At 39.9% G+C, this 12175-nt stretch carries 11 protein-coding genes and 1 pseudogene; 6 read left to right on the plus strand and 6 right to left on the minus strand.

The genetic code is table 11. From position 1 onward, the window contains the following. Nucleotides 1-71 precede the first annotated feature (71 nt). The 3 genes and pseudogenes from ACZ444_RS03535 to ACZ444_RS03545 form a co-directional block, all read right to left on the minus strand. Nucleotides 72-269, minus strand: a pseudogene (locus ACZ444_RS03535) (ankyrin repeat domain-containing protein); the annotation flags it as partial. 230 nt (nucleotides 270-499) lie between these two features. After that, a complete protein-coding gene (locus ACZ444_RS03540) occupies nucleotides 500-1855 on the minus strand; it encodes an IS1182 family transposase (protein ID WP_464433229.1) in 1356 nt (451 codons plus the stop codon). Between the two features lie 1272 nt (nucleotides 1856-3127). Continuing rightward, nucleotides 3128-4321: an IS256 family transposase gene (locus tag ACZ444_RS03545; RefSeq protein ID WP_464433219.1), complete on the minus strand. Its 1194-nt coding sequence runs from the start codon at nucleotides 4319-4321 to the stop codon at nucleotides 3128-3130. A gap of 270 nt (nucleotides 4322-4591) precedes the next feature. On the opposite strand from ACZ444_RS03545, the gene ACZ444_RS03550 reads away from it, so the two are divergent. The 4 genes from ACZ444_RS03550 to ACZ444_RS03565 all read left to right on the plus strand — a co-directional run bounded on the left by ACZ444_RS03550 (nucleotide 4592) and on the right by ACZ444_RS03565 (nucleotide 7398). Continuing rightward, nucleotides 4592-5413, plus strand: a complete 822-nt coding sequence (locus tag ACZ444_RS03550) for a hypothetical protein (RefSeq protein ID WP_382359421.1) — start codon at nucleotides 4592-4594, stop codon at nucleotides 5411-5413. A gap of 45 nt (nucleotides 5414-5458) precedes the next feature. Continuing rightward, on the plus strand, nucleotides 5459-6262 hold the full coding sequence (locus ACZ444_RS03555) for a hypothetical protein (protein WP_464433578.1): 804 nt from the start codon (nucleotides 5459-5461) through the stop codon (nucleotides 6260-6262). Nucleotides 6263-6329: 67 nt separating this feature from the next. Then, nucleotides 6330-6704 (plus strand): hypothetical protein, encoded by a 375-nt coding sequence (locus ACZ444_RS03560; RefSeq protein WP_382359415.1) that lies wholly within the window; start codon nucleotides 6330-6332, stop codon nucleotides 6702-6704. Nucleotides 6705-6837: 133 nt separating this feature from the next. Continuing rightward, complete coding sequence (locus tag ACZ444_RS03565) at nucleotides 6838-7398, plus strand: DUF1871 family protein (protein ID WP_382359412.1); 561 nt, start codon at nucleotides 6838-6840, stop codon at nucleotides 7396-7398. Nucleotides 7399-7523: 125 nt separating this feature from the next. Here the strand turns inward: ACZ444_RS03565 and ACZ444_RS03570 are convergent, their stop codons facing one another. Continuing rightward, nucleotides 7524-8726 carry an IS256 family transposase gene (locus ACZ444_RS03570; RefSeq protein WP_464433579.1) on the minus strand — a complete coding sequence of 401 codons (1203 nt, stop codon included), beginning with the start codon at nucleotides 8724-8726 and terminating at the stop codon, nucleotides 7524-7526. 571 nt (nucleotides 8727-9297) lie between these two features. Between ACZ444_RS03570 and ACZ444_RS03575 the strand changes: the two genes are divergently transcribed. Continuing rightward, nucleotides 9298-9741, plus strand: a complete 444-nt coding sequence (locus tag ACZ444_RS03575; RefSeq protein ID WP_382358601.1) for a toxin-antitoxin system YwqK family antitoxin — start codon at nucleotides 9298-9300, stop codon at nucleotides 9739-9741. Nucleotides 9742-9757: 16 nt separating this feature from the next. Continuing rightward, nucleotides 9758-10696, plus strand: a complete 939-nt coding sequence (locus ACZ444_RS03580) for a hypothetical protein (RefSeq protein ID WP_382358602.1) — start codon at nucleotides 9758-9760, stop codon at nucleotides 10694-10696. A 184-nt stretch (nucleotides 10697-10880) separates the two neighbouring features. Here ACZ444_RS03580 and ACZ444_RS03585 read toward each other — a convergent pair whose 3' ends face one another. Then, nucleotides 10881-11261, minus strand: coding sequence for an integrase core domain-containing protein (locus ACZ444_RS03585; protein WP_382358603.1), 381 nt, complete (start codon nucleotides 11259-11261; stop codon nucleotides 10881-10883). 185 nt (nucleotides 11262-11446) lie between these two features. Next, entirely contained in the window at nucleotides 11447-12175 is a 729-nt protein-coding gene (istB, locus tag ACZ444_RS03590; RefSeq protein ID WP_449280300.1) for an IS21-like element helper ATPase IstB, read from the minus strand.

The following is a 12175-nucleotide window of genomic DNA, read 5'->3' on the forward strand; positions in this document are numbered from 1 at the left end:
CATTCTTGTATAATCTAAATTTAGATGCAGATGAAAATTCTTTAGGTTTAAAGGCAGCGACCATAACAATTCACTACATCCACATGCCCGCGTTCTGATGCAGGTATAAGCGCTGTGCATCCAAAGCGATTAGTAATCGATGTATCTGCGCCGGCCGCAACTGCACGTTTTACGATGTCAAGCAGTCCATTTGCTCCTGCATACAAAAGCACATTAGCCAAGTTGTTATCACGAATATCTATATTCGCACCGTTTTCGATCAGTGCGTTTATCGTATTTGTTTGTGCCAGGGTTAGCGGAATAGATATCGATATTCTGTTCATTACTGATAGATTTAGATTGAGTATATCATGACATATTCTTTTTTGTGTCTCGCTTAATTTTACAATCTAGGAATCTTGAAAAATAAAATTGAATTAGTTGAATCAATTTCATAATTGCTCTTATTAAAAACGCAAAGACCTGCAGAATTTCTAATGTGTATTTTTTTAAAATTCCTCTAAGCAGCCTGCTGCTGCTTTAACGCGGCATCAATGCGGTCTGCGGCTAATTTCGATGCATTATACATCAACGTAACGATATCAAAATGGATCTGAGCGCGTTTCCCTGAACGATGGCGAACATTGTTGAGCTGAAAGAATTCCTTTAAATAGGCATTGACACGTTCAACGGCTGATCGGCGCTTGTAGATGGTGTTCCAAGCTTTAGAGCCCCGTGCCGGGGCTGTGTATCGCCTGAGGTCTTTAGTGATTTTCATCTTGAATACTTTCTGGCATATGTCTTCATGGGCTAAAGGGCAGTCTTTGCATTCCTTTGGGTTTGTGTACTTCAGGGTTTCATGTTTGGCATCGTAACTTTCATAACGGTACGAATGTTCACGGAAACATGTTGGGGCAAAATATTTATCAAACCCTATGGGTTCCGATTCATTGCGTTTATTATAGGCAATGATAGATTGCTGGCCCATTCGATAGACCTGCGTGTAAATCGGTTCAAAATCATAACCCGCATCCATCGTCTGATAACGCAAGTTTGAAAGAGGCAAGCGTTCATTCATCCCCTTCAATAAAGGAATTGCGGCTTTTCCATCATTTAGATTTCCTGATGAGAAAAGGGCCTGTAAAATGTATTGACTTGATGTGCCGACAGCCAGATGTCCTTTATAGCCAAACCAGAATGTATTTTTGCCTTCGCTGTTTTTCTTGATCCCCCATTGGGGATCCCGGGGAACACCGTCTCGAAGTTCTGTTAAAGATGCATCCAGTTGAGCTTCGATTTTCCTGTCATAAAGAGGCAGATTCGCTTCTTTCTCAGCTTGTTCCTGGAGCCATTGGTCACGCTCTTCCCTGGATTTACGGCCGCGTTTTTTCGGTTCCGGCTTTGCCTTTTCTTCTTTAGGCGGGGCCTGATCACGTGCTTCGAAATGAGTCGCATCGATGGCGACTGTATCATCAGCGATAAAGCCTTCGGCAATGGCTTGAAGAACAACTTTTTCCTGGGCCTTTTCCAATGCATCTGACTCGCTCAGCTTGGTTAAAAGGCGGGAATAGGAAGCTTCCGAAGGAATCTTGTCTGAAACCAGAAATCCACAATTCAATTTGAAGGCAATATCATCATCTAAGCGTTTTTTCAGGTCTTTTATGGTTGGGATGCGTTCAACATACCGAATGAAAACGGAAATAATCATCGCTGCAACATTCAGCTCTTCAGGCGCGCCCAAACGGGATTTTTTAGCCATGTCGTGATAAATGGCATCCAAATCAACGGCGGAAATGATCGCCTCATACTTTTGGGTAGGTTCCATGTCATAAAGTTCTTGGATGCTAAATAAGCTTGGTTGTCGTATAATAGTCATAGGAAGTATTCCTCCAATCTCTATGGATGTTTTAGTTCAACTACCATTATACAAGATTTGGGGAGGTACTTCCTTTTTTACGTTTTTAAGTCCTTGCGCCGCAAGGGCTATGAATTATGAAATTCGCTCAGTTAGTTAATTTTCGATAAGATTGATAATGCTTGTGTAAGAAATTAATAAATTCATTATTAGAGAAATCATAAGGATCAGTTAGGAATATTGAGATTTTTACAGCATCATCATTTTTTTCATTACTAGTTTCCTTCTTTGATTCTGTATCATTTTCACTAGTGGCTTCTTCGTTACTTGAGCAAGCACTAAAACAGATTCAAAACTAACGAAAGTTAAAGACATGGTCCGTTTAGGTGAATCTATTGGCGTTTCCTTTCTAAAAGTTGAGCCCGAATCCCTGCGATTGTATGTCGAAGAACAGATTATAAACAACTTTGATGGTGATCTATGGAATGTACATGGTGTCAGCTAAAAAATGGCGGTAATAATACACAAAGGCGGGATTTTAATTGTGTCGTTTCAGCGGTTTTTGAGACAGCGATGAGTGATACATCTGCTGCAGAAGCCAGTCCACGAGGATCCTGATGTCTTTAAGGACATGAATGCTAAACGGAAACGGACAAGGATTATGGGGTATAATAATGAATTGTATAATCTTTATTAGAGGAAGTGGGATCAGCTTAAACAGTCTGTAGAAGATCTTTGTCTTGAGGCTGGACCGACTCAGCCGCTTTTGTTGAAATTACCCGATGAAACGACTTTTTATGAAGCGGATAAGTCCGGATGTTCTTTTAACCACCCCAGGATATGTTCCAGGTAAGGATCTAATTTTCATTTTCTTGTCTTCAACACATCCATCCAACTACAAAATTTTTTATTTTTTTCTAAATACTCATAAACTGTCGTTCTCGATAAGTTGCATTATCTAGCAATAGCTGCAATTGCGAAACCTTGTCTTTTTAATTGATGCAGTTCAACAATCATTTCTAATTAGTACACATTCTCGTTCCCCCATAACTTCAATTATTTTATACTTAGTTTAACTGAAGTTAGGATTATTTTGGGTTAAAAAGTGTTCAATTCCATCAAGCAAAAACTGTCCATTTTAGTTTAGCAGTAACACATTAATTTAGGTTGAATGTTTTAAAGATTCATTTTAAATTCTAACAATGTGTACTTTTATGCACATTGGGGGGCGTCAATAATTTTGTGTAAATGACCCTATCCCTTTTGAATTTAGTTAGCCAGTGTTTTAGTCGTTTAAACTTGTTCCTCCAGCGATTCAAACATCTGCAGTAATTCAGGCTTTGCTTTTTTGAAGCCTCTGTGGCACCGCATACCGAACTTATGGTTATAATCTAAAAACTGGGTCACCAGGAAACGTTCCAGGGCATCTTCATTTGGAAATTGTTCTTTGCGTTTGACGTAGCGTTTGATTTCCTTGTTAAATCCTTCGATGAGGTTTGTTGTATAGATGCTGGATCGGATGGATGCCGGAAAATCATAAAACGTTAATAAGCGATCCTGTTTCATCACGGCATCGACAGCACGTGGATACGTCTTATGCCATTTGTTTTGAAATTGTTCCAGGGCATTTAAAGCATCCTGGCGGCTTTCAGCCTCATAGACAGCCCTGAAATCATCCAGAATGACGGCACGATCTTTCACACGTACTTTGTTAGCGATGTTGCGGGAAACATGAACGCAGCACACCTGATGTTTAGCCTTGGGATAGACACGATGCAGCGCATCCGTCATGCCGTTCAAGCCGTCCGAAATGAAAAGAAGGACGTGTTCAACACCGCGATCATATAAGCGCTGAACGAGCTCCTCCCACACCTCGGCGGATTCCGTTGGGGCGATGGTGAAGTCGAGCACTTCTTTGCCGCCATCTTCCGCAATGCCAATGGCGATATAGACCGATTCCTTTTCAACGCTTTGACGCCGGATTGGAATTTGCGTGGCATCCAGATAAATGCAGACATAACGCTGTTCCAGCGTTCGCTCATGAAAAGCCTTAACATCTTCTGACACAAGCTGTGTCAGGTTGGATACAGTTTGTTTGGAATAGTGCTGACCATACATTTTTTCGATCAAATCGGCGATTTCATCCGTTGTGATGCCCTTTTCGTACAGGTGGATGATAAACTGTTCCAGTGTGTCGTTGGAACGTTTATAGGGTGCCAGGGTTTGTTGCTGAAAGGCACCGTTGCGATCTCTGGGAATATGCAGCTCAAGGTTGCCGTATTCTGTCTTAAACGTACGGCCATAAAATCCGTTACGGGAATTACCAGAGTTAACGCCAGCCTGCTCATAAGGCTCATAGTCCAGAAAAGCTGTTAATTCGTGTTTTAAAAGCTGATTGATCGCTGTTTCCAAGTGATGGCGAAAAACTTCTTCAATATCCTGTTTTTGGGCTAGTGATTCAAGCAAATCTGTAGTAAGATGGCTCATAGGGAAGACCTCCTGTGGGTGTGTTTTGGCTAACTCTATTCTACAGGAAAGGGTCTTCCTTTTTCTATGACCATTATTGAGTCATTGCGATTTACACAAACTATTTTACGCTCTCGCACATTGTTTTTGTTAATTTTAATATAGAGCAAAAATATTATTCTATTTATAAAAAGTAAGAGAGGTAAATGATAAATGAATAATTCTATCAAAAACCAAGTATATCTAGGTCAAGATTCACAAAATAAATCATATTAAAAGGTGGTTATTAAAATGAGAAAAAACTATATCGATTATGAGAACTATGAAGCGTTAAAATCAAAATATGGACACGTCTCAACTTGGGCATTGTGGGATGAAGATATTTTAGATGGCAGCAAGGATAATGTAGATATGGATTACAAAAAGAGAAAAGAACTATTGATTGCTAATTCCGAAGAAGAATATAAAGAAAAAGGATTAGACAAGTTACTACATGGAGATGTTGTGGTTCTTGCATTAAATTTCTCTTGTCCAAAAGAAACTAAAAGTAATCCAAATCCATTACTAAAAATCTTAAATGAATATAAGGACGAAGCGTACAATAATAAAAGATATGAGGAATTAATGAACTTGGTAGAAAATGATGAAAGGTTCATGTTTTACAATATGTACAAAGCTGCTGCTCGCAGATATGCACCAGAATTTATGAAATCGGATATATTACACGGTGCGTACATGACTGACTTCATTAAATTCGTAGAAGATGATGGTAAACTTCTTCCAGCAGGGATACCAGATTCAAACTCAGGAGCTGATATAATTGCTGACTCTCTCTCTAAGGATAAGATTTATATACAAGCTAAGGGCTTAAAAGAGGAGTTTGACTTATTAGGAATCAAGCCAAAAGTAATTATAACTGTTAGTTCTAAATTAAATAGAACAAGTGTCAGAGAAGCAATTGAAAAAGAACTCGGATATAAACCTTATTTCGAACAACTACATCATTATAGTCCTAATGGAAGTTCTTATAGAAACCGAGGATTCGAATCATATGATGATATGTATGCTTCGGAAATTAGACAAATTGCAGAAAGTATCAAGTCTAAAGTATAACGTTATAAATAAATTGAAATGAATAATAGTATCTTTGTTAAAAAGATGCAAAAAGCACTGGTTTCATGGAACCAGTGCTTTTTTTATGCGTCTTTTAATGGGGCATTAATGACACATATCGATTGTTATTATAAAAATAAGCAAATGAAAAGATTTAAAAGGGAGATGTTGTTAGTGATCAATAAAGCAATCGAATTCATAATGATTTATAATGTCAATCAATTTAACCGAGCATATGAGGGAATTGAAGCATCGTATGTACTGCGTCGTCTTGAAGCAGGGACAATTGCAGCGAATATGATAAATAAAACGGATAGTGATTTGGTCGTAGCTACGATTATCCAAGATACCCTGGGAGAAAGAGAGGCATTGAGAATACCTGAAGATGAGGTATCTTATCAAGTTTTGAAGCAACAGTTCAACAAGAACATCGCAAAATTAGTTCTAGCTTTGACTGAAGATACAATGACATCATGGAGTGAAAGAAAACTAGCCAAAATCAATTTTCTAAAAGCAAACAAGTCAAAAGATATTGAGATTGCGACCCTTGCTAATGACTTATCGAAAATGCGAGAAATGGTGCGAAAATACAAGGTAGAAAAAGAAAAATTCTATGATGAATTAGGTGTGAAAAAGGACAAACGATCTTGGGAAATTTATTCAGTTAGAGAGCTTCCACCAGATATAAAAGAAACGAATGAGTATAAAAATCTAATTAGATTAATGAGGGAAATGTATTGGTACCATAGTTTAACTGCTAAAACACTCCAACAAGTTCAAGACACAAAGGAATATCGAGAGTATATAGCGCTTATTAAGGAATTCTTCGAGGAATATCTAGGGCTATAATTATCGTAGACAACCAATAGAAAAATGACTAGTTAATAGCTAAATTCAAATATTTGGAGGAATTTACATGAGTCAAATATTAATTGAAGGTTATGAAATCAGTGAAGCGTTCGCTAAACAGTATAAGGAAGTGCGAGAGTTTATCGAAAATAATCGTTACGGTCAACAATATGAGGTGACAATTCAATTTAATCATAATCTCAGCGAAGATACAATTTTAGAATGGATGAGCTTTGTGGATGGGGGTTGGAATAAAGAAACATACGAATATAAATACTACTATGATATTCCTGACCCTGAGGATGGCGTATTTTTAATAGACATGGATCTTTTCTATTTGTTAGAGGATAGTGAATACGGCACTTACACTTGGAAATGTTTAAGTATTAATTTTCCATGGGTGAATGAGGAAATGTACAAGATTAGTGGCATTGATATCTGAATTGTTTATGTACCTGGCACTCAATAGATGAGGAGTAAAAATAAACACCACCTCAATGTGTCTTTTTTGGCACATCAGAAGTGGTATTATAAATATAGTAAATAAAAAAAGATATACAAAAGGAGTTGATTGATTGATCAATAAAGCAATCCAATTTGCTACAGTGTGTCACGGAAATCAAAAGAGAAAAGGTACTGACATCCCGTATATATTGCATTGTCTTGAAGCTGGAACAATTGCAGCCAATATGACAAATAAAGACGGAAGAATAGATAGTGATGTCGTATCTGCTGCCATATTGCATGACACGGCAGAGGATGCATATGTGACCTATGAAACGCTTAAAGAGACGTTCAATCCAAATATTGCAAATCTTGTTCAATATCAAAGTGAAGATAAATCAAAAAAGTGGATGGATAGAAAACAAGATACTATAAAATTTTTAAAGAGAAACAATTCACAGGATGTCGAAGTTGCGACACTTGCTGATAAGTTGTCAAACATGAAAGCTATATCGAGAGATTATGAAGTTGATAAAGATAGACTATGGGACAAATTCAATGCTGGTAAAGAACAGCAGCATTGGTATTACAAATCTATCGCAGAAGTGCTGCACCAAGTTAAAGATACTGATGAATATAAAGAGTATACAGAACTCATTCAGAAAGTATTTGAAACGTCGTTTAAAGTATGAATTAACATTAGTTAAGTAATATCGGTTAACTAATACAAAAATTTACCGATGTTATATATAGGACGGGGGCGTCAATAATTTTGTGTAAATGACCCTATCCCTTTTGAATTTAGTTAGCCAGTGTTTTAGTCGTTTAAAACTTGTTCCTCCAGCGATTCAAACATCTGCAGTAATTCAGGCTTTGCTTTTTTGAAGCCTCTGTGGCACCGCATACCGAACTTATGGTTATAATCTAAAAACTGGGTCACCAGGAAACGTTCCAGGGCATCTTCATTTGGAAATTGTTCTTTGCGTTTGACGTAGCGTTTGATTTCCTTGTTAAATCCTTCGATGAGGTTTGTTGTATAGATGCTGGATCGGATGGATGCCGGAAAATCATAAAACGTTAATAAGCGATCCTGTTTCATCACGGCATCGACAGCACGTGGATACGTCTTATGCCATTTGTTTTGAAATTGTTCCAGGGCATTTAAAGCATCCTGGCGGCTTTCAGCCTCATAGACAGCCCTGAAATCATCCAGAATGACGGCACGATCTTTCACACGTACTTTGTTAGCGATGTTGCGGGAAACATGAACGCAGCACACCTGATGTTTAGCCTTGGGATAGACACGATGCAGCGCATCCGTCATGCCGTTCAAGCCGTCCGAAATGAAAAGAAGGACGTGTTCAACACCGCGATCATATAAGCGCTGAACGAGCTCCTCCCACACCTCGGCGGATTCCGTTGGGGCGATGGTGAAGTCGAGCACTTCTTTGCCGCCATCTTCCGCAATGCCAATGGCGATATAGACCGATTCCTTTTCAACGCTTTGACGCCGGATTGGAATTTGCGTGGCATCCAGATAAATGCAGACATAACGCTGTTCCAGCGTTCGCTCATGAAAAGCCTTAACATCTTCTGACACAAGCTGTGTCAGGTTGGATACAGTTTGTTTGGAATAGTGCTGACCATACATTTTTTCGATCAAATCGGCGATTTCATCCGTTGTGATGCCCTTTTCGTACAGGTGGATGATAAACTGTTCCAGTGTGTCGTTGGAACGTTTATAGGGTGCCAGGGTTTGTTGCTGAAAGGCACCGTTGCGATCTCTGGGAATATGCAGCTCAAGGTTGCCGTATTCTGTCTTAAACGTACGGCCATAAAATCCGTTACGGGAATTACCAGAGTTAACGCCAGCCTGCTCATAAGGCTCATAGTCCAGAAAAGCTGTTAATTCGTGTTTTAAAAGCTGATTGATCGCTGTTTCCAAGTGATGGCGAAAAACTTCTTCAATATCCTGTTTTTGGGCTAGTGATTCAAGCAAATCTGTAGTAAGATGGCTCATAGGGAAGACCTCCTGTGGGTGTGTTTTGGCTAACTCTATTCTACAGGAAAGGGTCTTCCTTTTTCTATGACCATTATTGAGTCATTGCGATTTACACAAACTATTTTACGCTCTCAAGGTTAAAACAGCCTTTTATACTAATAGACTATATACATACAATTTTACTAGGTCTAGAAGTAACTTTTTGTTTGAATCCTGTCTTTTAAGATGGGAGGGCGAGAAAAACTTAATATGCTGATTAATAGTTAACAAAGCGGACGAATTTCCCCTTAATCTGAATTGATGATAAACTTGCATCCATAGGTCTAATAGCAATACTCGTGACATGGGATGGATATGGCGGGAATGATAGTGATTATAATATTGATTAAATGCGGGAGAAGCAGTCCCTTATAACTGGTTCTCTTTTTCTGTGTTTAACTGATAGCGGGAATAGGTTGGACTAGCTGACAAGCACTTGTGATCGAATCATTCTTCATCGCAGGTGCTTTTTTTATAAGCTCTCCCGCCCTTAAAGCGTCGAAAAACCCAAATGCCCTTTGTATTATGCCGGTGAAGGGAGAGAAGTAAGATGAAATTATATTATGCTGATGGCAGCTTGAAATACAGTGGCGAAGGAGAAGACGGCAATCCTGCAGGCCAGGGAATCGCCTACTGGGAAACAGGCGTTATATGGTACAAGGGTGAATTTAGCCAGGGGAAGCCCAATGGCTGGGGTGAGATGTACTTTCCCAGCGGCCGGATACGCTATCGCGGGGAAATAAGTGACATTAAATTTTGCGGCTATGGAACCGAATTCTATGAAAATGGCCATGTTAAATTCACAGGGACGCAGAAGAAAAGTCACTATTTCTTTTATGGCACGCGGAATTATATTGAAGGATGCCTGTATAATATCGATGGCAGCCTGAAATATGAAGGAACGTTCAAAGGTACGAAGAACTATAAATATAACGTTGGTGTCGAGTATTTGGCAGACGGCAGGCGCGTTCTCCATGGATTTATCCGGAAATAATACAGGAGGTGCACACATGACATGTGTTCAGTGCGGACGTGAGGTTTCCTTTAAGTACCGTGTCAATGAGGATGGGGCTATCTTCTGCGGGGATGATTGCTATGAGGCATGCGGTGATGATGCGCATACGGACCGGCATCACCCTTATATTGATGTGTATGAGTATGTGCGGCGCGAGTACATACACTGGATGGAAGATTGGGAAGACCGTTTAATTCTGGCGGACAAATATATCGATGAAGTCAATCAGATGATCAGTGACATCGATGCTTTGATCAGCGAACATATGGATTTTTATCTATCAGATGGCGATGATGGCGTTTTTCATGCTGAGATCAGGAAGTACTTGCACAAACTTAACCAGCTTGAAAAGACTATTATTCAGTGGCGGCCGGAGCGGGACGTGTATTACCAGGTGGCCGTGATTTTCAGGCGGCAAAGCCCGGTGCAGCTGCGGGATATGCATGAGACAGGTGTCCGGCACCTGAAAGAGGAAATCAGGACACGAACGGGGCGCGCGGAGCATGTCTTAATCGAATGGCTGGATCTGAGCTTTGCCGTCCCGGAATTCTGGCTGCTTCAGGACAATACGATCGAATTAACCTATGAGACACGGGCTGAAGCTGAGGAGGTACGTGACCATTTTCAGGCGCTTTTTGCCGATGATATGGCGGAAATAATGGTTGACGACGTTTTTTCATGCGATAGTGGCTGCGGTCTGTTTTTACCCGACACCATGGCCGAATGTGCGTCTGAAGGCTGGCACTACGAGTCTATCTGTGCTCAAACAGATTATCCCGGTATTTTTGCACAAGACGAATTAGCGAGTTTAGTCGCTAAAGACGTTGACGATGTGCCATTCTTGATTGATGTCTGGTTTGTCGGAAAAATTAAACGGTCGTGTATTATGCATGATATGGACTATCCGGCATGGGTTGCGCTGGCAGAGCTGTAGCGGGTTTGGTTTTGGGGGGTGCCAGGTACATAAACAATTCAGAATTGTTTATGTACCTGGCACTGTATGTGGGAGATGCACGGAAAGATAGGGACAATGCAGATTAAAAGGAAAATAAAGCATGATAAGCAAGCCTTCATAGGAAAGATCTAAAGGCTTGAAGTGCTGTTATAGGATTTAAAGATTAAGCGATTCTTTTATAAGTATGGTATAAGTCATTTAGGACAGGAATAACTTTTAGTTTTGCCTGATTTACGTTCACAGGTAAATACGTTGGCGTTGGTATTGGCGTATTAAAGTTGATTCCTTGGTTCGTCCGATGGGAATTATAGTAGTTATGAACATATTCGGGCAGTTCCTTTTGCAAATGAGCTTCACTTAATGGATTAAGATAATTAAATGATTCCCTGCGAAGTGTCCCGTTTACACTTTCGGCTATAGGATTTTGCCAAGGAGAACGGTAGAATGTCGTTTTTGGTTGAATCCCCGAAGAAGCTAAAAAATCCTTAATCTCTTTAGAACGGAAATCCGGATCATTATTGAGGATGAGATACTTGGGATCCAATCATACGATTGTATTTTCGATGACGCTGACTCAACCCATGAGTTTTAGAAAGTGTTCATTTTTATCGAGCAAAAACTGTCTATTTTAGTTTAGCAGTCACACCCCTGTGTTTGGCAAGTTAAAAGTACATAAAATGGCAATACTTTTTACATAACCTTGCCAGTTATCCCATATGATGCTAATAATTATTCAAAACTCTTGGCTAAAGCGTTTGACAATCGATAGCTATCACCTGTAAAGGTGATTATGTGGGCATGATGCACCAGTCGATCCATAATAGCTGCCGTCAGACGTTTGTCGCCGAATATTGTATTCCATTGTCCAAACTCAAGATTGGACGTTACAATCACGCTTGTTTGCTCATAACACTCGGCAATTAGGCTGAACAGGAGTTCAGCCCCGTCTTTATGAAAGGGCACAAAACCCAGTTCATCCAAAATGACCAGATCTGCCTTTCGAAAACCCTGCATAAATCGATTCAAATGACCATTTTGATGCTTCTCCAACAGTTTGGATACGAGACTGTTAACCCGGTAAAATCTTACTTCCTGGCCGTTCCGGCATGCTTCGACTCCCAACGCGGTGGACAGATGTGTTTTACCCGTTCCGACAGATCCAACCATCATAATATTTTCCCGGTCTTTCATGAAAGTTAAATCCTTTAATGAACTTAGTGTAACCGTTGATGGAAACTCGGGAGCCCAGGCTTCGTCATAGTCCTCCATGCTTTTGAACTGGCTGAATCCAGCCTTTTTAATTAAGCGCTGCACTTTATTGTTTTCCTGTGATTTTGCCTCTTTCTCTAAGCAGCGCAGAAGGAATTCCTCATGGGTATCAGCCTCAATTTGATCATAAATGGCTCCCACATGGCCCAGTTTTAATTTCTTGCAGTAAGCCTGGATGCGTTCATCCAT

The sequence above is a fragment of the Lentibacillus kimchii genome (assembly GCF_055381965.1).